The organism is Allobrachymonas chironomi DSM 19884 (genome assembly GCF_000374625.1).
Classification (GTDB): domain Bacteria; phylum Pseudomonadota; class Gammaproteobacteria; order Burkholderiales; family Burkholderiaceae_C; genus Brachymonas; species Brachymonas chironomi.
Genome location: NZ_KB894769.1, coordinates 125775 through 144976, shown reverse-complemented (window position 1 = coordinate 144976; position 19202 = coordinate 125775). Strand labels below are relative to the sequence as shown.

At 64.8% G+C, this 19202-nt stretch carries 20 protein-coding genes; 7 read left to right on the top strand and 13 right to left on the bottom strand.

Going from position 1 to position 19202, the window contains the following annotated elements; translation table 11 throughout:
* Positions 1 to 20: 20 nt before the first annotated feature.
* Positions 21 to 449, bottom strand: a complete 429-nt coding sequence (locus tag C513_RS0107480) for an Hsp20/alpha crystallin family protein (RefSeq protein WP_018715425.1) — start codon at positions 447 to 449, stop codon at positions 21 to 23.
* Between the two features lie 139 nt (positions 450 to 588).
* Here C513_RS0107480 and C513_RS0107475 point away from each other — a divergent pair, with 139 nt between their 5' ends.
* Positions 589 to 1251, top strand: coding sequence for a toprim domain-containing protein (locus tag C513_RS0107475; protein ID WP_018715424.1), 663 nt, complete (start codon positions 589 to 591; stop codon positions 1249 to 1251).
* A 95-nt stretch (positions 1252 to 1346) separates the two neighbouring features.
* On the opposite strand, the gene groL is transcribed toward C513_RS0107475, so the two are convergent.
* The 3 genes from groL to C513_RS0107460 form a co-directional block, all read right to left on the bottom strand.
* Positions 1347 to 2984 (bottom strand): chaperonin GroEL, encoded by a 1638-nt coding sequence (gene groL / locus C513_RS0107470; RefSeq protein ID WP_018715423.1) that lies wholly within the window; start codon positions 2982 to 2984, stop codon positions 1347 to 1349.
* 60 nt (positions 2985 to 3044) lie between these two features.
* Positions 3045 to 3335: a co-chaperone GroES gene (gene groES, locus C513_RS0107465; RefSeq protein ID WP_018715422.1), complete on the bottom strand. Its 291-nt coding sequence runs from the start codon at positions 3333 to 3335 to the stop codon at positions 3045 to 3047.
* 214 nt (positions 3336 to 3549) lie between these two features.
* On the bottom strand, positions 3550 to 4161 hold the full coding sequence (locus tag C513_RS0107460) for a C40 family peptidase (RefSeq protein ID WP_018715421.1): 612 nt from the start codon (positions 4159 to 4161) through the stop codon (positions 3550 to 3552).
* 145 nt (positions 4162 to 4306) lie between these two features.
* On the opposite strand from C513_RS0107460, the gene C513_RS0107455 reads away from it, so the two are divergent.
* Together C513_RS0107455 and menA are read left to right on the top strand one after the other, a co-directional pair.
* The gene (locus C513_RS0107455; protein WP_018715420.1) at positions 4307 to 5656 is read left to right on the top strand and encodes a ferredoxin reductase family protein; all 1350 of its coding nucleotides are present in this window, start codon (positions 4307 to 4309) and stop codon (positions 5654 to 5656) included.
* Between the two features lie 24 nt (positions 5657 to 5680).
* Positions 5681 to 6610 carry a 1,4-dihydroxy-2-naphthoate octaprenyltransferase gene (gene menA, locus C513_RS0107450; RefSeq protein ID WP_211215731.1) on the top strand — a complete coding sequence of 310 codons (930 nt, stop codon included), beginning with the start codon at positions 5681 to 5683 and terminating at the stop codon, positions 6608 to 6610.
* Between the two features lie 18 nt (positions 6611 to 6628).
* Here menA and C513_RS0107445 read toward each other — a convergent pair whose 3' ends face one another.
* Positions 6629 to 8068: an N-acetylmuramoyl-L-alanine amidase gene (locus C513_RS0107445; protein WP_018715418.1), complete on the bottom strand. Its 1440-nt coding sequence runs from the start codon at positions 8066 to 8068 to the stop codon at positions 6629 to 6631.
* On the bottom strand, positions 8065 to 8550 hold the full coding sequence (tsaE, locus tag C513_RS0107440) for a tRNA (adenosine(37)-N6)-threonylcarbamoyltransferase complex ATPase subunit type 1 TsaE (RefSeq protein WP_018715417.1): 486 nt from the start codon (positions 8548 to 8550) through the stop codon (positions 8065 to 8067). The genes C513_RS0107445 and tsaE overlap by 4 nt, the downstream gene beginning before the upstream one ends.
* Positions 8551 to 8605: 55 nt before the next feature.
* Here tsaE and queG point away from each other — a divergent pair, with 55 nt between their 5' ends.
* Entirely contained in the window at positions 8606 to 9697 is a 1092-nt protein-coding gene (gene queG, locus C513_RS0107435; protein ID WP_018715416.1) for a tRNA epoxyqueuosine(34) reductase QueG, read from the top strand.
* Here queG and C513_RS0107430 read toward each other — a convergent pair.
* A complete protein-coding gene (locus C513_RS0107430; protein WP_018715415.1) occupies positions 9694 to 10491 on the bottom strand; it encodes a class I SAM-dependent methyltransferase in 798 nt (265 codons plus the stop codon). The genes queG and C513_RS0107430 overlap by 4 nt on opposite strands.
* 128 nt (positions 10492 to 10619) lie before the next feature.
* Between C513_RS0107430 and xerD the strand changes: the two genes are divergently transcribed.
* The gene (xerD, locus tag C513_RS0107425; RefSeq protein ID WP_018715414.1) at positions 10620 to 11570 is read left to right on the top strand and encodes a site-specific tyrosine recombinase XerD; all 951 of its coding nucleotides are present in this window, start codon (positions 10620 to 10622) and stop codon (positions 11568 to 11570) included.
* A 15-nt stretch (positions 11571 to 11585) separates the two neighbouring features.
* Here xerD and C513_RS0107420 read toward each other — a convergent pair whose 3' ends face one another.
* Together C513_RS0107420 and C513_RS0107415 are read right to left on the bottom strand one after the other, a co-directional pair.
* Positions 11586 to 12386, bottom strand: coding sequence for a crotonase/enoyl-CoA hydratase family protein (locus C513_RS0107420; protein WP_018715413.1), 801 nt, complete (start codon positions 12384 to 12386; stop codon positions 11586 to 11588).
* A gap of 55 nt (positions 12387 to 12441) precedes the next feature.
* Positions 12442 to 13266 (bottom strand): ferritin-like domain-containing protein, encoded by an 825-nt coding sequence (locus C513_RS0107415; protein ID WP_018715412.1) that lies wholly within the window; start codon positions 13264 to 13266, stop codon positions 12442 to 12444.
* Between the two features lie 55 nt (positions 13267 to 13321).
* Between C513_RS0107415 and C513_RS0107410 the strand changes: the two genes are divergently transcribed.
* Positions 13322 to 13846, top strand: a complete 525-nt coding sequence (locus C513_RS0107410; RefSeq protein ID WP_018715411.1) for a gamma carbonic anhydrase family protein — start codon at positions 13322 to 13324, stop codon at positions 13844 to 13846.
* A gap of 60 nt (positions 13847 to 13906) precedes the next feature.
* Positions 13907 to 14896 carry an Hsp33 family molecular chaperone HslO gene (gene hslO, locus C513_RS0107405; RefSeq protein WP_018715410.1) on the top strand — a complete coding sequence of 330 codons (990 nt, stop codon included), beginning with the start codon at positions 13907 to 13909 and terminating at the stop codon, positions 14894 to 14896.
* A 73-nt stretch (positions 14897 to 14969) separates the two neighbouring features.
* On the opposite strand, the gene C513_RS0107400 is transcribed toward hslO, so the two are convergent.
* The 4 genes from C513_RS0107400 to C513_RS0107385 are packed head-to-tail and all read right to left on the bottom strand — an operon-like array spanning position 14970 to position 19148.
* Positions 14970 to 15254 carry a septum formation initiator family protein gene (locus C513_RS0107400; protein ID WP_018715409.1) on the bottom strand — a complete coding sequence of 95 codons (285 nt, stop codon included), beginning with the start codon at positions 15252 to 15254 and terminating at the stop codon, positions 14970 to 14972.
* A 27-nt stretch (positions 15255 to 15281) separates the two neighbouring features.
* Positions 15282 to 16568, bottom strand: a complete 1287-nt coding sequence (eno, locus tag C513_RS0107395; RefSeq protein ID WP_018715408.1) for a phosphopyruvate hydratase — start codon at positions 16566 to 16568, stop codon at positions 15282 to 15284.
* Positions 16569 to 16608: 40 nt separating this feature from the next.
* Positions 16609 to 17487, bottom strand: coding sequence for a 3-deoxy-8-phosphooctulonate synthase (kdsA, locus tag C513_RS0107390; RefSeq protein ID WP_018715407.1), 879 nt, complete (start codon positions 17485 to 17487; stop codon positions 16609 to 16611).
* Positions 17484 to 19148 carry a CTP synthase gene (locus tag C513_RS0107385; RefSeq protein WP_018715406.1) on the bottom strand — a complete coding sequence of 555 codons (1665 nt, stop codon included), beginning with the start codon at positions 19146 to 19148 and terminating at the stop codon, positions 17484 to 17486. The genes kdsA and C513_RS0107385 overlap by 4 nt, the downstream gene beginning before the upstream one ends.
* Positions 19149 to 19202 lie beyond the last annotated feature (54 nt).

Sequence of the window (19202 nt, the reverse complement as noted above, 5' to 3'; positions counted from 1 at the left end):
GCAGCGCTTGCCGTGGCCGCTTACTCGACCGTCAGCCGTTGCGGGCTGTTGCTGACCTTTTTCGGCAGGTCCAGCAGCAGGATGCCATTTTCATAGCGGGCTTTCGATTGCGCCTCGTCGACCTCGGCCGGCAACTGGAAGCTGCGCGAGACCGAGCCGTAATAGCGCTCGCTGCGCAGCAGCTTCTCGCCTTCGCGCTCGGCATCGTGCTGGCGGATTTCTGCACTCAGCGTGACAATGCTGCCCTCGACCGAGACATGGATGTCCTGCTTGTTGACACCGGGAATCTCGGCGCGCACGGTAAAGGCCTGGTCGTTTTCCGACACGTCGATCCGGATTTGCGATGCGCCGGGTACCGGATCGCCATGCAGCGGTTTGATGAAAAAGCCCGGGGCGACTTCCTTGAAGAATTCGTCCAGCAGGCTGCCACGGGTCAGGGGGGAAGTCATGCGATGCTCCTTGTCTGCGTCACAATGGGGATGGCGCTGCGCCTGCAGCGCCCTTGCTGTACAGATGCGGTTCCGGATGCAGCAGGCAAGTAAGGAATCGTATGGATATTGCTACAGATCCCTACAGCGGACGATTGCCATGTACTACAAGGGCCAGAGCAGCGCCAGGCTGCAGGACAGCACACAGCGCGGCAGCGGCACCGAACTGCTGATCGTCGAGGGCGAATCGGCCGCCCGTTCGGTTGCGGCGGTGCGCCACGTGCCGACGCAGGGCGTGCTGCCCTTGCAAGGCAAGCCGCTGAATGCCTGGCAGGCTTCCGAGGCGAGGGTGCGGGCGAGTCCGCTCTACCAGCAACTGGCCGATGCGCTAGGCCTGCCCGATGCCGTGCAGCAGGGCGAAGCAGCGCGCTACGAACGCCTGCTGCTGCTGCTCGATCCCGACGCCGATGGCATCCACATTGGTGCCTTGCTGCTGCTCTACCTGTGGCGCTGGCAGCCGGATCTGCTCACGCAGGGGCGCGTGTGGATGGTGCGTGCGCCCATGGCGTCGCTGGAAATGCTCGATGCCGATAGCGGCGAGATCAGCTTTCACCACGCCTATACGCCCGCGCATGCACGTGAACTGCAGCAACATCGCGAGCAGCAGGGCCTGGTATTGCGCATGCGTCACGGCTACCGCGGCCTGGGCAGCCTGCCGCCCGAGCTGCTGCATCAGAGCTGTGTCGATCCTGCCACGCGCCAGGCCAGCGTGGTCACGCAGTCCGACCTGCGCCAGGTGATCGAGGTGTTTGGCGGCAGCTGAAGCGCCCATGAAAAAACCCGCAGGGCGTGTGCCACTGCGGGTTGCGGGTCTTGCTGGCAGCAGGCCGGAGCCTGCCGCCGGAGGCAAGGGGCTGATTACATCATGCCGCCCATGCCACCCATGCCGCCCATGTCCGGCATGGCCGGAGCATCTTCCTTCGGCAGCTCGGCCACCATGCACTCGGTGGTCAGCATCAGGCTGGCCACGGAAGCGGCGTTCTGCAGCGCGGTGCGGGTCACCTTGGTCGGGTCCAGGATACCCATTTCGATCATGTCGCCATAGGTGTGGTTGGCCGCGTTGAAGCCGAAGTTGCCGGAGCCTTCCAGCACCTTGTTCACCACCACGCTCGGCTCGTCACCAGCGTTGGCCACGATTTCGCGCAGCGGGGCTTCGATGGCCTTGAACACCAGCTTGACACCGGCTTCCTGGTCCAGGTTGTCGGTCTTGATCTCGCCAACACCGCCACGGGCGCGCAGCAGGGCCACGCCACCGCCGGCCACGATGCCTTCTTCCACGGCAGCGCGGGTAGCGTGCAGGGCGTCTTCCACGCGGGCCTTCTTTTCCTTCATTTCGACCTCGGTGGCTGCGCCGACCTTGATCACGGCCACACCGCCGGCCAGCTTGGCCACGCGTTCCTGCAGCTTCTCGCGGTCGTAGTCAGACGTGGCTTCCTCGATCTGGATGCGGATCTGCTTGACGCGTGCCTCGATGTCGGCAGCAGCGCCAGCGCCATCGATGATGGTGGTGTTTTCCTTGCCCACTTCGATCGTCTTGGCCTGGCCCAGGTCGGCCAGCGTGACTTTCTCCAGGGACAGGCCCACTTCCTCGGCGATCACCTTGCCGCCGGTCAGGATGGCGATGTCTTCCAGCATGGCCTTGCGACGGTCGCCGAAGCCCGGAGCCTTGACGGCCACGACCTTCAGGATGCCGCGGATGGTGTTGACCACCAGCGTCGCCAGCGCTTCGCCATCAACGTCTTCAGCGATGATCAGCAGCGGACGGCCGGCCTTGGCCACGGCTTCCAGCACGGGCAGCAGGTCGCGGATGTTGCTGATCTTCTTGTCGAACAGCAGCACGAAGGGGTTTTCCAGCAGCGCGATCTGCTTTTCCGGGTTGTTGATGAAGTAGGGGGACAGGTAGCCGCGGTCGAACTGCATGCCTTCCACCACGTCCAGCTCGTTCTGCAGGGACTTGCCGTCTTCCACGGTGATCACGCCTTCCTTGCCGACCTTGTCCATGGCTTCAGCGATGATCTGGCCGATGGATTCGTCGGAGTTGGCGGAAATGGAACCCACCTGGGCGATTTCCTTGGACGTGGTGGTGGGCTTGGAAGCGCCCTTCAGCTGCTCGACCAGGGCCGTCACGGCCTTGTCGATGCCGCGCTTCAGGTCCATCGGGTTCATGCCGGCGGCCACGTACTTCATGCCTTCGCGCACGATGGCCTGGGCCAGCACGGTAGCGGTGGTGGTGCCGTCACCGGCGTTGTCGGAGGTCTTGGAAGCCACTTCCTTGACCATCTGCGCGCCCATGTTCTGCAGCTTGTCCTTCAGCTCGATTTCCTTGGCCACGGACACGCCGTCCTTGGTCACGGTGGGGGCGCCGAAGGAGCGCTCCAGCACCACGTTGCGGCCCTTGGGGCCCAGGGTGGTCTTGACCGCGTTGGCCAGGATGTTCACGCCTTCAACCATGCGGGCGCGGGCGTCATTGCCAAATACTACGTCTTTAGCTGCCATGTGAATTTCTCCAGTGTGCTATCTATTCTTGGGGGATGTTTGCGATGCGGAAGGCGCGGATTACTGTTCGACCACGGCGAACAGGTCGTCTTCCTTCATGACCAGCAGTTCTTCGCCGTTCAGCTTCACGGTCTGGCCGCTGTACTTGCCGAACAGGACGCGGTCGCCGACCTTCACGGTCAGGGCCTTGACTTCGCCCTGGTCGTTGCTCTTGCCCGGGCCCACGGCCAGTACTTCACCCTGGTCGGGCTTTTCGGCGGCGTTGTCGGGGATGACGATGCCGGAGGCAGTCTTGGTTTCGTTTTCCAGACGCTTGACGATCACGCGATCGGCGATGGGACGCAGTTTCATGAGGATCTCCTTGGAGAGCTAGTCCGTTCAGATTGAAAAAGTGGCGCCGGCGCATGCGGAATGCGCCGGCTGGTGCCTGGGGCAGGCCAGCCGCAGTGGGCTGACGCAGGGTGTTGTTAGCACTCTACCCTGGCGAGTGCTAATGATAAGGGTGTCCGGCCGGATTTCAAGGGCCAGGCCGGAAAATTCTGCTGCGCTGCAGGGATACCCGTGCTCAGGCGCGCCGGAACACGCTGCGTGCGCCGTCGAAACGCGGGGCAAAGTAGCGGTTGTACAGGCTGTCGGTGCGCACCGTGCCGCCGGTGGAAGGCGCATGCACGAACTGGTGGTTGCCGATATGGATGCCCATGTGCGAGAACGGGGTGCCGCTGGTATTGAAGAACAGCAGGTCGCCACGCTGCAGCCGTGACAGGTCCAGCGGCGTGCTGCCTTCGGCCCACTGGCGCGTGCTGCGTGGCAGGCCGCGATCGGCAATGCCGCTGAACACGTACTGCACCAGGCCGCTGCAGTCAAAGCCGCCTTCGGGCGTGTTGCCGCCGTAGCGGTAGGGGGTATTGACGACCAGCATGGCGCGGGCCACGGCGGCTTCGCGCAGTTGGTTGTCCAGCAGCACCGGCTGGCGTGCGGCCAGCTGCGGGTAGCGTGTGCGCAACTGGCCATCGGCCGGGGCCGGTCGGCGTTGTGCCTGCTTGCTGCTGCGGAGAGTGGAGCCGCAGCCGGCCAGCAGCAGGGTAGATCCCAGCAGGGGCAGGGCGGCCAGCACTTGCCGGCGCTGGCGTGCCGGCAGCATGGCGTCGCTATCTGCAGCGGGTTCTGTGATGTGCATGGCAAGCTCCTGATTTGCAAGCAATTTACCATTCTGACAAGAGCCCGTCCAGCGCTCCATTCCCGAGTCGCCGCAGCCGGCTCATCAGCCAGCCTTCAGGTTCGCGCGCTAGGATGGGGGTATCCATGTAGAAAGTGAGGTTTTCATGCGCAGAATCCGGATCGCCCTGTGGGGCCTGTTGCTCGGTCTGACCGGCTTGTGGCTGCTGGCCGATACCCTCTGGCCGCAGCCGTTTGGCTATTTTCCGTTTCGTGGCGTGTTCGTGCAGTACAGCGGCGTGATCGCCATGGGCAGCATGGCGGCCTGCATGCTGCTGGCGCTGCGACCGGTCTGGCTGGAATCGGCGCTGGGCGGGCTGGACAAGATGTACCGCCTGCACAAGTGGCTGGGAATTGCCGCGCTGGTAAGCAGCGCGCTGCACTGGTGGTGGGCCAAGGGTACCAAGTGGATGGTTGGCTGGGGCTGGCTGGAACGGCCGGCACGCAGCGGGGGAGCAGGGCAGGGCCAGCAGATCGAAGGGCTGGAAGCCTGGCTGCGCACGCAGCGTGGCCTGGCTGAAACGCTGGGCGAGTGGGCCTTTTATGCGGCGCTGATCCTGATGGTGCTGGCGCTGGTCAAGCGCTTTCCGTATCGTCTGTTCATCCAGACGCACAAGATTCTGGCGATCACCTATCTGGTGCTGGCCTGGCATACGCTGGTGTTGACGAAGTTCGCCTACTGGACGCAGCCGGTGGGCTGGGTCATGGCGGTGCTGGTGGTGGGCGGTGTCGTGGCGGCAGTGCTGGTGCTGCTGGGCCGTGTCGGGGCCGGCCGCAAGACCGGAGGCGTGATTGGCGGCATGCGCTATTTCCCCGGCCTGCAGGTGCTGGCCACGACGGTGCACCTGGAACCGGGCTGGCCGGGCCACCAGGCCGGGCAGTTTGCCTTTGTCCATGTGGTGGGCAGCCCTGAGCGACCCCACCCGTACACCATGGCATCCAGCTGGGACCCGCAAAAGCGCGACATCCTGTTCGTGACCAAGGCGCTGGGCGATCACACCAGCACGCTGCACGAGGTGCTCAAGCCGGATTTGCCGGTGGTGGTGGAAGGCCCGTATGGCCGCTTTACTTTCAACCAGGGGCGTGGTCGCCAGATCTGGATCGGTGGCGGCATTGGCATCACGCCGTTCCTGGCGCGCATGCAGCAGATGCAGCAGGAGCCTGGTGTGCACCATGAGGCAGTTGACCTGTTCTACACCACGGCGCAGGAAGATGCCGACGTGCTGCAACTGCTGAACGATCAGGCTGCAGCCGCCGGCGTGCGCCTGCAGGTGCTGGTCGACCGGCGCGATGGTTATCTGACCGGCGAACGCCTGCGCCAGCAGGTGCCGGACTGGCAGACCGCCAGTGTCTGGTTCTGCGGCCCGACGGGCTTTGCCGAGGCCCTGCGCCAGGATCTGATGGCGCACGGATTGACCGCTGACCAATTCCACCAGGAACTGTTCGCGATGCGCTGAACGGGATTGCCTACAATCCGGGGCATGACGCAAAACGCAGACAGCACCGACGCGGGCAAGCCTGTTGCCGCCCCACCCTCATCCTCACCGTCCATGGCCTGGCTGCTGGCAGCACGCCCGCATACGCTGGGCGTCACGCTCTCCGGCGTGCTGGCTGCCTGTACCCTGGCCTGGCACCAGAAGGGGGGGCTGGACTGGCCGGTGGCCATCGTGACCTTTCTGGCCGCGATCCTGATCCAGATCGCCACCAACCTGTTCAACGATGCCGGTGACTACGAAAGCGGCATCGACCGGGGCGAACGCCTGGGGCCGGACCGGGCCGTGGCCAAGGGCTGGCTGGGTACGCGCCAGGTCAAGCAGGCCGGGCTGGGTTGCCTGGCGCTGGCCTTTGTACTCGGCGTGTATCTGGTGGTGGTGGGAGGCTGGCCGATTGTGCTGCTGGGGCTGGTGGCCCTGTTCTGCGGCTGGGCCTATACCCTGGGCCCGGCACCGATTTCGCACGGGCCGCTGGGCGAGATCTTTGTCTGGGTGTTTTTCGGACTGGCGGCGGTCTTGGGCACCTACTATCTGCAGACCGGCACCCTGAGCCGCCAGATCTGGATTCTGGGCCACATGATGGGCGCGTTTGCCTCGGCCGTGATGCTGGTCAACAACACGCGTGATGCGGCATCCGATGTGCTGGCCGGCAAGTACACGCTGGCGGTGCGCATCGGTCTGCCGGCCTGCCGCCTGCTGTATGCCGGCATGCTGGCTGTTCCCTATCTGCTGGCGCTGTCGCAGGCACGCCACTGGGCGCATGTGCTGCCGCACCTGACGCTGCCGCTGGCCGTGCTGCTGGTGTATCGCATGGCGACCTGGCCGCCAAGCAAGCGCTACAACTGGCTGCTGGCGCGCACGGCGCACCTGCAGCTGGCCTTTACCGTGCTCTGGGTACTGGCGCTGATACTCGACTGAAGCCGGTTTGCAGGCTGCTCAGACCGAGCGGCTGCGGGCCAGCGGCGGGTTGCGCTGGAAATAGCGCTGAATGCCTTGCATCAGCGAGTCGGCCAGCATGTTCTGATGCGCACCGTTGGCCAGCTTGCGCTCCTCGCCCGGGTTGCTGATAAAGGCGGTTTCCACCAGTACGCTGGGGATATCGGGTGCCTTGAGCACGGCAAAACCGGCTTGCTGCACCCTGGGCTTGTGCAGGCGGTTGATCTTGCCGATTTCGCCCAGCAGCGCACCGCCCAGCGACAGGCTGTCGCGGATCTGCGCCGTGGTACTCATGTCCAGCAGCGCGCGTTGTACGGTGGCATCGTGGCTGCGTACATTCAGGCCGCCCACCAGGTCGGCATTGTTTTCCTTGTTTGCCAGCCAGCGTGCGGCCGTGCTGCTGGCGCCGGTGGTGCTCAGCGCGTAGACGCTGGAGCCATTCGCCTGCGGCGTGATGAAGGCATCGGCATGGATGCTGATGAACAGGTCGGCCTGTACCTGGCGTGCCTTTTGCACGCGCGTGTTCAGCGGCACGAAGTAATCGCCATCACGTGTCAGGAAGGCGCGCATCGGGTTGCCGTTGACGCTGCTGCGGTTGATGCGGTCGCGCAGCTTGCGCGCAATGGCCAGCACGATGGTCTTCTCGTAGGTGCCGCCCGGACCGATGGCGCCCGGATCCTCGCCACCATGGCCGGGATCCAGCGCCACGATGATCAGCCGGTCGGTGCGGCGTGCCGTGCGCACGGCCGGGGCTGTCGGTGGTGCTGCACGCGGGATCGGGCGTGCCGGTACCGTGCGCTCGGGCGTGATGACAATGCGTGGCGGTGTCTGTTCCGGCGCCGGCGACATGGCGACCATGCTGCTGCGGCGCGCAATCAGGTCGGCCAGCGGATCATTGGCGGCCGCGGTGGCACTCTGGAACGGTGGCGGCGCAGCCGGTGCGGCGGGCGCGGGCACGGCGGGCGTGGGCGCACCGGGATCGCGCGTGTATTCGGCAATCAGCTGCTCCAGCGGGTCCACCGCCCGGGCCTGGCCCGGATAGAGGTCGAACACCAGACGGTTCTGGTAGGCCGCGACCGGCTCCAGCGTGAACACCTGCGCCTTCACCTGCTGTTTCAGGTCGACGACGATGCGCACGGTATGGGCATCGTACTGGCCGACGCGGATGCCGGCGATATTCGGGTCATCCGGTGGCACCTTGCTGACCAGATTGCGCAGCTCCTGTGTCAGCGGCACGCCGGAGATGTCCACGGCCAGCCGGTGCGGATTCTGGATCAGGGTCTGGGTGTAGCGCAGGGGCTGGTCGGATTCCAGCGTGATTCGGCTGTAGTCGGGGGCGGGCCAGGCACGTACGGCCACGATATTGGCGGCGCGTACGCTGCCGGAGATGCCTGCCAGCACCAGTCCGGCGGTCTGGATGATCTGCCTGCGTTGGATCATGTCGCTTCCTGCATCAGGGTGACGCCACGTGGCGTCAGGGCTTCCAGGGTGATATGGCGTACCTCGTCCACATCGGAGCTGAGCCGGATGATCCAGTCGGGCTGCGGCAGCAGGTCTCCGGCCTTGTCCGGCCATTCGACCAGTTTCAGACCCGGCGTGGCAAAGATATCGCGTAACCCTGCATCTTCCCATTCCTGCGGGTCGGCAAAGCGGTAAAAATCAAAATGCCACACTTGCACACATGGGGTTACATAAGGTTCTACCAGGGCATAGGTCGGACTCTTGATGCGGCCCTGTACGCCCAGACCGCGCAGCAGATGCCGCACCAGCGTGGTCTTGCCGGCTCCCAGGTCGCCGTGCAGCAGCACCAGCAGGTTGGCGCTGTCCGGGTGCTGTTGCCAATAGTCTGCCAGCCGGCTGGCAAACTCCCGGGTGGCCGATTCGTCAGGCCAGTTCAGGTTTTTTACAATCATCGGTGTCATCACAGCTGCATCGGTCTGGTCACAGGCCGCCGGCAGCACGTTGGAAACAGGAATCGTGGAACAGCAGACGCCTCCCAGCCCGGAAACATTATGGTCGATCCTGCAGCAGGAGGCGGCCGCACTCGGCTTTTCCCGACTGGGCGTGGCCGATGTCGATCTGTCCAGCGCCGAGCCGGGGCTGCTGGCCTGGCTGGAACAGGGTTTTCACGGCAGCATGCAGTACATGGCACATCATGGCCTGAAGCGGGCGCGTCCGGCAGAGCTGGTGCCGGGCACGGTACGCGTGATCACGGCGCGCATGGATTACCTGCCCGCGGCCACGCCGGAAAACTGGCGCGAACGCGAGTTGGCGCGGCTGCAGCAGCCTGGCGAAGCCGTGGTATCGCTCTATGCGCGGGGCCGCGATTACCACAAGGTGCTGCGCCAGCGCCTGCAGAAACTGGCCGATGCCATGGCGCGCGTCCTCGGCCCGTTCGGCCATCGCGTGTTTACCGATTCGGCACCGGTGCTGGAGGTGGAACTGGCCAGCCGCAGCGGCCAGGGCTGGCGTGGCAAGCACACGCTGACGCTGAGCCGCGAGGCCGGCTCCATGTTCTTCCTGGGCGAGATCTACATCGATCTGGCCCTGCCGCTGACCGATGCCGAAAGCGGCCACTGCGGCCAGTGCCGGGCCTGTCTGGACATCTGCCCGACCGGGGCCATCATCGCGCCGTACCGGCTCGACGCGCGGCGCTGCATTTCCTATCTGACGATCGAGCACGATGGCCCGATTCCGCCCGAGTTGCGTCCCTTGCTGGGCAACCGCATCTACGGCTGCGACGACTGCCAGCTGGTCTGCCCGTGGAACAAGTTTGCCCGACGTCAGGCGCTACCGGATTTTGATGAACGCCATGGTCTGGGCAGCGCACAGCTGTTGCAGCTCTGGCAGTGGGACGAAGCCACTTTCTTGCGCTGCACCGAAGGCAGCCCGATTCGCCGTATCGGTCATTTGCGCTGGCTGCGCAATCTGGCGGTGGCGCTGGGCAATGCGCTGCGCGTGGCTGATGCGGCGCAGGCCGAGGCCATCCGCGCTGCCCTGCAGCAGCAGGCCGGGCATCCGCAGGAGCTGGTGCGCGAGCATGTGGCGTGGGCGCTGGCGCAGGGCTAGACCGGCTTGCGCGCCAGCCAGAGGCCGGTCTGCAGCGTGAAACTGCCATCGGCCTCGGTCTGCAGGGCTTCGTGCACTTCGGCCGGGGCCTGCTGCAGCACGGCGCGTACGGCCTGGGCGCGATGAGGCGGGGTTTGCATGCGCGCAATCCAGGAGGCAAATTCCAGCCGCAGCGGCCAGGCTTGCTCATGCAGGATGTCTACCCCGGTGGCTTGCAGCAGGGCACGCCATTCCGGCACCGGACGGTTGCAGACATGCGAGGCATCGGGCAGCAGTTCCACGGTCTGCATGTGCGTCTGGCACAGCACATCGTCGTGTCCCAGCGTGTCGATCAGCAGCAGATAGCCGCCCGGGCGCAGCACGCGCACCAGATCGGCCAGGCCGGCTTCCAGATGACGCCAGTGGTGCGCGCTGTAGCGGCTGGCGACCAGATCGAAGCTGGCATCGGCAAACGGCAGGCTGCCGGCCTGTCCCTGTACCGTGTGCAGGCGCGCTGCCAGACCGCGGTCCAGGGCGCCCTGTTGCACCACCTCGAGCATGGCCGGCGTCGGGTCCAGCGCACAGAGCTGTGCAACCTGGGGCAGGGCGGCCAGCGCAAAGCCGAGGTGACCGCCGCCGCATCCGGCATCCAGGGCGCGCCAGCCGGCATCGGCCGGGGCCAGCGCCGCCACCAGCGCGCTGGCGCATGCCAGATCCGGCCCCGCGGCATGCACGGCGCTGCTGGCATAGGCCTGCGCGCGCGGCTGGTACTGCTGTTGCACAAGATCGTCGTGATCGCCGGGTGTCTGCTGCATGGTTGCCGTGCTCCTGAATCCTGAAAGATGAAGCTGCCAGCTTACGGCAGCCGGGCCACGACAGCGCACGTATCTGGCGAAGGCAGCAATCGGCACCGGCGCAGGCCGGCTGCCCGGATAATGGCGGCATGTCCCTGACCGATACGCCTGCTGCAAGCGCTCCTGATGCCGTCGATGCCTTTCTCGATGCCCTCTGGCTCGAAGACGGCCTGAGCCGCAACACCCTGGCCGCCTACCGCAGCGACCTGAACCTGTTCGTGCGCTGGCTGGCGCAGCAGGTGCCAGCGCGCGCGCTGCTGCAGGCACAGGAAACGGATATCCAGCTCTACCAGGGCCATCTGTTCAGCAGTGGCGGCGTGCAGGGCCAGGGCGGCAAGGCGACCAGCGCCAACCGCAAGCTGACCGTGCTCAAGCGTTTCTACCGCTGGGCGGTGCGTGAGCAGCGCCTGGCCGAAGACCCGACGCTGCGCCTGCAGGCGGCACGCCAGCCGGCGCGTGTCCCCGGAACACTCGGCGAAGCCCAGGTCGAGGCCCTGCTGGCCGCACCCGATGTGGATACCGAACTCGGCCTGCGCGATCGCGCCATGCTGGAACTGATGTACGCCAGCGGCCTGCGCGTAAGCGAGCTGGTGGACCTGCGCCTGTTCCACATCAGCCCGAGCGAGCGCGTGCTGCGCATCACCGGCAAGGGAGACAAGGAGCGCCTGGTGCCGTTTGGCGATGTGGCGCACGATTGGTTGCAGCGCTATCTGGAGCAGGCGCGTCCGGCGCTGCTCAAGGGGCACCAGACCGATGCCGTGTTCGTGACGATTCGCGGCGCGCATCCCGGCGAAGCGATGACGCGTGCCATGTTCTGGCATCTGGTGCGGAAATATGCGCTGCAGGCCGGCATTGCCACGCCGCTGTCACCGCATACCCTGCGCCATGCCTTTGCCACCCATTTGCTGAACCACGGCGCAGACTTGCGTTCGGTACAGCTGCTGCTGGGCCATGCCGATATCAGCACCACCACGATCTACACCCACGTGGCACGCGAACGCCTGAAGCAGATGATGGCACAGCACCATCCGCGCGGCTGAGGAGGGCTGGCCGGCTTATGCGCCGCTATAGTGGCCCGGGCGCTTTTCCAGCAGCGCGTTGACGGCTTCGGCATGGTCCTGCGTATGGTGCGCCAGCGCCTGCATGGCGGCTGACAGCTCCAGCAGGCTGTCCAGCCGCATGTGCTGGCCTTCGCGCAGCAGACGCTTGCTCATGCGCACGGCCTGCGGCGGGTTGACCGCGATGCGCTGTGCCAGCGCACGGGCGCTGTCAAGCAGATCTTCCGGTTCCACCACGCGCGACACCAGTCCCCAGGCCAGCGCCGTCTGCGCATCGATCGGCTCGCCGGTAAAGGCCATCTCGCTGGCACGCGACATGCCGACCACGCGCGGCAGCAGCCAGGCACCGCCGTCGCCGGGAATGATGCCGATCTTGGCAAAGCTCTCGGCAAACTGGGCCCTGGTAGAGGCGATGCGGATATCGCACATGCAGGTCAGGTCGCAGCCGGCCCCAATGGCCGGCCCGTTGACGGCGGCAATCGCCGGCACTTCCAGCTCCCACATGGCGCGCGGAATGCGCTGGATGCCGTGGCGATAACCGTTGCGGATCTGCACCGGGCTGCCGCCAAACATGCCTTCACGGTCGCGCATGTGCTTGACATTGCCGCCCGAGGAAAATGCGCTGCCGGCCCCGGTCAGGATCACCACGCGTACGCTGGCATCGCGGTTGATGCGCAACACCGCCTCCTCGAAGGCATCGATCATGTCCGGTTCGGAAATCGGGTTGCGCAGGTCAGGGCGGTTCATGGTCAGCGTGACGATGGCACCGTCCTGGTCGTAGAGCAGGGCGTTGTTCATGGGGTGTCTCCTCCAGGGTTCGTATTTGTGTTCATTGTGCCTGCTGGCGCGGTGGCTACACACCCATGCCCAGCAGGTAGTCGATCTCTTGCTGGCTGAAGCCGGCCTGCTTGCGTGCCGCCTCGTTGAAGGGCGGCTTGAGCCTGGGGGCGGCGTAGTGCTGCACCAGTGCGCCGTAATGCGCCACAGGCTCCAGTCCGTAACGTCCGCACAGCCAGCGATACCAGTGGTTGCCAATTGCCACATGGCCGATCTCGTCGCGCAGAATGGTATCGAGCAGGTTTGCGGTGACTTGCGCATCGTCGGCCTGGATGGCACGCAGGCGCTGCTGGATCAGCGGCGTGGCATCCAGGCCGCGCGCCTCCAGCGTGCGCGGCACCAGCGCCATGCGGGCCACGATGTCATCGGCGGTTTTCTCGCACATGGTCCACAGGCCGTCGTGCGCAACAAAATCGCCGTATTGCCAGCCCATCTGCTGCAGGTGCTCGTGCAGCATGGTGAAGTGTTCGGCTTCTTCGCGTGCCACGCGCAGCCAGTCCAGGTAAAAGCCTTCGGGCATGTCGCTGAAGCGCCAGACCGCATCCAGCGCCAGGTTGATGGCATTGAATTCGATATGCACCACCGCATGCAGCAGGGCGGCGCGGCCGGCTGGCGTGTGTACGCTGCGCCGGGCCACCTCTTTCGGATGCACCAGCTCCGGCTGGTCCGGCCGGCCGGGAATCGGGGCTGGCTCCCGCGCGATCAGCTCCGCGGCCGAGACAGCGGCTTCACTGGCCAGATCAGCCGCACCGGCCTGCTGCCACAGGACGTGGGTGGCGGCGACCTTGGCGGCAGGATCGGTCAGGCTCAGGGCGGCGCGGGCAGCTTGTCGTACACTCATGGGAGCCATTGTAGGCGCGCACCGCCGCCACGATTTTGACCGGAGACAGACAAGCATGGCCCTTTACCAACTCGACGACAAGACCCCGCAGGTAGCCGACAGCGCCTGGGTAGCCGATTCCGCCCAGGTCATGGGTGATGTGCAGCTGGACGAGAACGTCAGCATCTGGTTCAACTGCACGCTGCGTGGCGACAACGACCCGATCACCATCGGCGAAGGCAGCAACATCCAGGACGGCAGCGTGCTGCACACCGACGAGGGTATACCGCTGACCATCGGCAAGCGCGTCACCGTGGGCCACATGGTGATGCTGCATGGCTGCACGATTGGCGACGAGAGCCTGATCGGCATTGGTGCCGTGGTGCTCAACGGCGCCAAAATCGGCAAGAACTGCCTGGTCGGCGCCGGTGCGCTGGTGACCGAGGGCAAGGAATTTCCCGATGGCAGCATGATTCTGGGCAGCCCGGCCAAGGTGGTGCGCCAGCTCACGCCCGAACAGATCGAAGGCCTGCGCTACAGCGCCCAGCACTACATCGACAATGCCAACCGCTACCGCAAAGGCTTGAAGAAGATCGCTTGAACCCCATCTGGACTGTCTGGGTCCGGCCAGCTGCGCCGGGCCGTTTCACGAGAACAACTCATGTCCCAGATCCAGAAATTCCTGTTTGACGGCATTCCGGTGCGCGGTGTTGCCGTGCGTCTGACCGATGCCTGGCAAGAGGTGGTGCAACGCCGTGCCGCCAACACCCAGAGTGGCCCGTACCCGGCTTCCGTCAACCACCTGCTCGGCGAAATGACGGCAGCAGCCATGCTGATGCAGTCCAATATCAAGTTCAACGGGGCGCTGATCCTGCAGGTGCAGGGAGATGGCCCGGTCAAGGTGGCGGTCGCCGAAGTGCAGCCCAGCCTGGGCTTGCGTGCCACCGCCAGCATCGTTGGCGAGGTGTCCGACACGGCAGACATGACCGAGCTGGTCAACCAGCACGGCCAGGGTCAGTGCGCGATCACGCTGGATCCGCGTGACCGCCTGCCGGGTCAGCAGCCCTATCAGGGTGTGGTGCCGCTCAAGGACAGCGCCGGCCAGCCGTTTGCGCGTGTCGCGGACATGCTGCGCCACTACATGCGCCAGAGCGAACAGCTCGACACCACGCTGGTGCTGGCCGCCAACGAGCAGATCGCGGCCGGCCTGCTGATCCAGCGCCTGCCACTGGAGGGCGAAGCCAACCTCGCCGGCAGCACGGCGGCTCCCACCGACGAGGCGCGCGCCGAAGCCGACGAGAGCTACCAGCACATCGCCACGCTGGCGCAAAGCCTGAAGGAAGAGGAACTGCTGGAGCTGGACATCGACACCATCCTGCATCGCCTGTTCTGGAACGAGAAACTGCTGCGTTTCGTGCCGGCCGATACCGATCCGGTGCCGCACTTTGCCTGCACCTGCAGCCACGAGCGCGTCGCCAACATGGTGCGCACGCTGGGTCAGGAAGAGGCCGAGAGCATTCTGGAGGACCACGGCCAGATCGAGGTCGGCTGCGAGTTCTGCGGCCAGCAATACCACTTCGACAAGGTCGAGGTAGCGCAACTGTTCAAGCCGGCCGCGCAGCAGCCGCCGGCCAGCGACAAGCTGCAGTAAGCCGGTCTCTGGCACACGCAAAAAATCCCGCCGAGGCGGGATTGTTTGTGGCTGCAGCAACCGCTTCGGCGGATCAGCGTGCAATCTGCACGAAGATTTCGTTCGGCTTGAGCATGCCCATCTCGTAGCGGGCCTTCTCTTCAACCGTGGAGAGACCTTCCTTGAGGTCGGCAATCTCCGATTCGATACGACCGATTTGCTGTTCCAGCTGCGCGTTGGTATTGCGCTGGCTTTCCAGCTGCTGCTTCATCAGGCTGACTTCCTGAACGCTGCCACGACCAGTCCAGATCTGGAATTGCAACAGCAGCAGCACGGCAATCAGCACGGCTGTGACGATGCGGTTGATGGACAGGTTCATGGCAGGCGGGTATCAGGAGATGCAGGATCAGCGCAGATTGTAGAACGCTTTGCGGCCCGGGTACACGGCGATGTCGCCCAGATCTTCCTCGATGCGCAGCAGCTGGTTGTACTTGGCCATGCGGTCGGAGCGGCTCAGGGAACCGGTCTTGATCTGGCCGGCGTTGGTACCCACGGCGATATCGGCAATGGTGCTGTCCTCGGTCTCGCCGGAACGGTGGCTGATCACGGCGGTATAGCCGGCGCGCTTGGCCATCTCGATCGCTTCGAAGGTCTCGGTCAGGGTGCCGATCTGATTGATCTTGATCAGGATCGAGTTGGCGATGTCCTTCTCGATGCCTTCGGCCAGGATCTTGGTGTTGGTCACGAACAGGTCGTCACCCACCAGCTGCACCTTCTGGCCCAGCTTCTCGGTCAGCAGCTTCCAGCCGTCCCAGTCGCCTTCGGCCATGCCGTCCTCGATGCTGATGATCGGGTACTTGTCGCACCAGGTCGCCAGCATGTTGGCCCATTCCTCGGCGCTCAGCTGCAGGCCGCCTTCGCCTTCCAGCACGTACTTGCCGTCCTTGTAGAACTCGGAACTGGCGCAGTCCAGACCCAGCACCACTTCCTGGCCCGGGGTATAGCCGGCGTCGGTAATGGCCTGCAGGATCAGCTGGATGGCTGCCTCGTGGCTGTCCACGTTGGGGGCAAAACCGCCTTCGTCACCCACGGCAATGCTCATGCCCTTGTCGTGGATGATTTTCTTCAGCGCGTGGAACACCTCGGTGCCGTAGCGCAGCGCTTCACGGAAGCTGGGCGCACCCACCGGGATGATCATGAATTCCTGCAGGTCCAGGTTGTTGTTGGCGTGGGCGCCGCCGTTGATCACGTTCATCATCGGCACCGGCAGCTGGTAGCCACCCATGCCGCCAAAGTAGCGGTACAGCGGCAGGCCGGATTCCTCGGCGGCGGCACGGGCCACGGCCATGGACACGGCCAGCATGGCGTTGGCGCCCAGGCGGCTCTTGTTCTCGGTACCGTCCAGCTCGATCAGGGTGCGATCCAGGAAAGCCTGTTCGGAGGCGTCCAGGCCCAGCACGGCTTCGAGGATTTCGGTGTTGATGTGCTCGACGGCCTTCAGCACGCCCTTGCCCAGGTAGCGGCTCTTGTCGCCGTCACGCAGCTCGATCGCCTCGCGGCTGCCGGTGGAAGCGCCGCTGGGAACAGCGGCACGGCCCATCACGCCGCTTTCCAGCAGCACGTCGCATTCGACCGTGGGGTTGCCACGGCTGTCCAGGACTTCGCGGCCGACGATATCAACGATTGCACTCATGGGGGTTCCTTTTCTCTCTCGGGTTTTCAAAAATCGGGACTTACTGGCCAAACTGCTGGATGCGCTCTTCCAGCAGGCCACGGCTGGCGATGGTCTTCTTGGTCACGCGATCCAGCTCCAGCAGGGTTTCCAGCAGTTCGGGCATGTGCTCCAGCGGCACGGCATTGGGGCCGTCGCTCAGGGCGCAGGCAGGATTGGGGTGGGTTTCCATGAACAGGCCGGCCACGCCCACGGCCACCGCCGCGCGGGACAGCACCGGCACCATCTCGCGCATGCCGCCGCTGCTGGTGCCCTGGCCGCCTGGCAGTTGCACGCTGTGGGTGGCGTCATACACCACCGGGGCACCGCTTTCACGCATGATGGCCAGCGAGCGCATGTCGCTCACCAGGTTGTTGTAGCCAAAGCTGGCACCACGCTCGCAGGCCATGAAGCTGTCCGGGTCCAGCCCTTTCTCGACCGCTGCGGCACGCGCCTTGTCGATCACGTTCTTCATGTCGTGCGGCGCCAGGAACTGGCCCTTCTTGATGTTCACCGGCTTGCCGGATTGCGCCACGGTGCGGATGAAATCGGTCTGACGGCACAGGAAGGCCGGGGTCTGCAGCACATCCACCACGCTGGCGACCATCGGCACTTCGGCTTCGGTATGCACATCGGTCAGGATCGGCACGTTGAGTTCACGCTTGACCTTGGCCAGGATCTCCAGGCCGGCTTGCATGCCGGGGCCACGGAAACTGCTGCCGCTGGAGCGGTTGGCCTTGTCGTAGCTGCTCTTGAAGATGAAGGGAATGCCAAGCTTGCCGGTGATTTCCTTGAGTTGGCCGGCCACATCCAGCTGCAGCTGTTCGCTCTCGACCACACAGGGGCCGGAAATCAGGAAAAAGGGGTGCTCCAGACCCACATCGAATCCGCACAGTTTCATGCCTGCTCCTTGCCTTGTTGCTGACGTTGCAGCGCTGCCTTGATATAGGAATTGAACAGCGGATGGCCGTCCCACGGGGTGGACTTGAACTCGGGGTGGAATTGCACGCCCACGTACCAGGGGTGCACATCCTGCGGCAGCTCGACGATTTCGGTCAGGTGCTCCCGCTGGGTGCGGGCCGAGATCACCAGGCCGGCTTCGCTCAGGCGATCCAGGTACTGGGTGTTGGCCTCGTAGCGATGGCGGTGGCGCTCGGTCACCACATCGCCGTAGATCTGGTGGGCCAGCGTGCCCGGCTTGACGTCGGAGCTTTGTGCGCCCAGACGCATGGTGCCGCCCAGGTCGGAATCGGCGCTGCGCGTCTGGATGCTGCCATCGGCGTCCTTCCACTCGTCGATCAGGGCGATCACCGGGTAGGGCGTCTCGGGATCGAATTCGGTGCTGTTGGCCTTGGCCAAGCCAGCCATGTTGCGCGCGTATTCGATCGTGGCAACTTGCATGCCCAGGCAGATGCCCAGGTAGGGCGTGCCATTTTCACGTGCATGGCGGGCAGCAGCGATCTTGCCCTCCACACCGCGCTTGCCGAAACCGCCAGGCACCAGAATCGCGTCGTAGGCGGCCAGTTCCTGCCCCACGTTGTCGGGCGTCAGTGTTTCGGAATCGATGTAGCTGATGTCCACGCGGCTCTGGTTCTTCATGCCGGCATGGCGCAGCGCCTCGTTGATCGACTTGTAGCTGTCGGACAGCTCCACGTACTTGCCGACCATGGCGACACGCAGCGTGTGCTGCGGGTGCTCCAGCGCATAGACCAGATCGTCCCAGCGCTTGAGCGTGGCCGGTGGCGTGTTCAGGCGCAGCTTGTCGCAGATCAGGCCGTCCAGGCCCTGTTCGTGCAGCATGCGCGGCACCTTGTAGATGGTGTCCACGTCCCACATGCTGATCACGCCCCACTCGGGCACGTTGGTGAACAGGCTGATCTTCTCGCGTTCCTCGTTGGGAATGGCGCGATCGGCGCGGCACAGCAGGGCATCGGGCTGGATGCCGATTTCGCGCAGCTTCTGCACCGTGTGCTGGGTCGGCTTGGTCTTGAGTTCGCCGGCGGCGGCAATCCAGGGCAGGTAGGTCAGGTGGACAAAGGCGCTGTGGTTGGGGCCCAGCTTCAGGCTGAGCTGGCGCACTGCCTCCAGGAAGGGCAGGGATTCGATGTCGCCCACGGTACCGCCGACTTCGCAGATGGCGACATCGACCGCATCCGGAGTGCCGATACCGGCCCCGCGCCGGATGTACTCCTGGATCTCGTTGGTGATGTGGGGAATCACCTGCACCGTCTTGCCGAGGTAATCGCCACGGCGCTCCTTCTCGAGCACGGACTGGTAGATGCGGCCGGTGGTGAAGTTGTTGGTCTTCTTCATGCGCGTTTCGATGAAACGCTCGTAGTGACCCAGGTCGAGGTCGGTTTCGGCACCATCATCGGTGACAAAAACCTCGCCGTGCTGGAAGGGGCTCATGGTGCCGGGATCGACGTTGATGTACGGATCCAGCTTGACCAGGGTGACCTTGAGGCCGCGCGATTCCAGGATGGCAGCCAGCGAAGCTGCCGCAATGCCCTTGCCCAGGGAAGAGACGACACCGCCGGTGACGAATACAAATTTGGTAGTCATGGCCAGAAGCGGGGCGTGCCCGCATGGTGGGAAATTCCGATTATAAAGGGCAAG

What these genes read in the sequence shown, in the direction of transcription:
- C513_RS0107480 (WP_018715425.1), bottom strand. Translation starts at nt 449, where the DNA reads ATGACTTCCCCCCTGACCCGTGGCAGCCTGCTGGACGAATTCTTCAAG.
- C513_RS0107475 (WP_018715424.1), top strand. Translation starts at nt 589, where the DNA reads ATGTACTACAAGGGCCAGAGCAGCGCCAGGCTGCAGGACAGCACACAG.
- groL (WP_018715423.1), bottom strand. Translation starts at nt 2,984, where the DNA reads ATGGCAGCTAAAGACGTAGTATTTGGCAATGACGCCCGCGCCCGCATG.
- groES (WP_018715422.1), bottom strand. Translation starts at nt 3,335, where the DNA reads ATGAAACTGCGTCCCATCGCCGATCGCGTGATCGTCAAGCGTCTGGAA.
- C513_RS0107460 (WP_018715421.1), bottom strand. Translation starts at nt 4,161, where the DNA reads ATGCACATCACAGAACCCGCTGCAGATAGCGACGCCATGCTGCCGGCA.
- C513_RS0107455 (WP_018715420.1), top strand. Translation starts at nt 4,307, where the DNA reads ATGCGCAGAATCCGGATCGCCCTGTGGGGCCTGTTGCTCGGTCTGACC.
- menA (WP_211215731.1), top strand. Translation starts at nt 5,681, where the DNA reads ATGACGCAAAACGCAGACAGCACCGACGCGGGCAAGCCTGTTGCCGCC.
- C513_RS0107445 (WP_018715418.1), bottom strand. Translation starts at nt 8,068, where the DNA reads ATGATCCAACGCAGGCAGATCATCCAGACCGCCGGACTGGTGCTGGCA.
- tsaE (WP_018715417.1), bottom strand. Translation starts at nt 8,550, where the DNA reads ATGACACCGATGATTGTAAAAAACCTGAACTGGCCTGACGAATCGGCC.
- C513_RS0107430 (WP_018715415.1), bottom strand. Translation starts at nt 10,491, where the DNA reads ATGCAGCAGACACCCGGCGATCACGACGATCTTGTGCAACAGCAGTAC.
- xerD (WP_018715414.1), top strand. Translation starts at nt 10,620, where the DNA reads ATGTCCCTGACCGATACGCCTGCTGCAAGCGCTCCTGATGCCGTCGAT.
- C513_RS0107420 (WP_018715413.1), bottom strand. Translation starts at nt 12,386, where the DNA reads ATGAACAACGCCCTGCTCTACGACCAGGACGGTGCCATCGTCACGCTG.
- C513_RS0107415 (WP_018715412.1), bottom strand. Translation starts at nt 13,266, where the DNA reads ATGAGTGTACGACAAGCTGCCCGCGCCGCCCTGAGCCTGACCGATCCT.
- C513_RS0107410 (WP_018715411.1), top strand. Translation starts at nt 13,322, where the DNA reads ATGGCCCTTTACCAACTCGACGACAAGACCCCGCAGGTAGCCGACAGC.
- hslO (WP_018715410.1), top strand. Translation starts at nt 13,907, where the DNA reads ATGTCCCAGATCCAGAAATTCCTGTTTGACGGCATTCCGGTGCGCGGT.
- C513_RS0107400 (WP_018715409.1), bottom strand. Translation starts at nt 15,254, where the DNA reads ATGAACCTGTCCATCAACCGCATCGTCACAGCCGTGCTGATTGCCGTG.
- eno (WP_018715408.1), bottom strand. Translation starts at nt 16,568, where the DNA reads ATGAGTGCAATCGTTGATATCGTCGGCCGCGAAGTCCTGGACAGCCGT.
- kdsA (WP_018715407.1), bottom strand. Translation starts at nt 17,487, where the DNA reads ATGAAACTGTGCGGATTCGATGTGGGTCTGGAGCACCCCTTTTTCCTG.
- C513_RS0107385 (WP_018715406.1), bottom strand. Translation starts at nt 19,148, where the DNA reads ATGACTACCAAATTTGTATTCGTCACCGGCGGTGTCGTCTCTTCCCTG.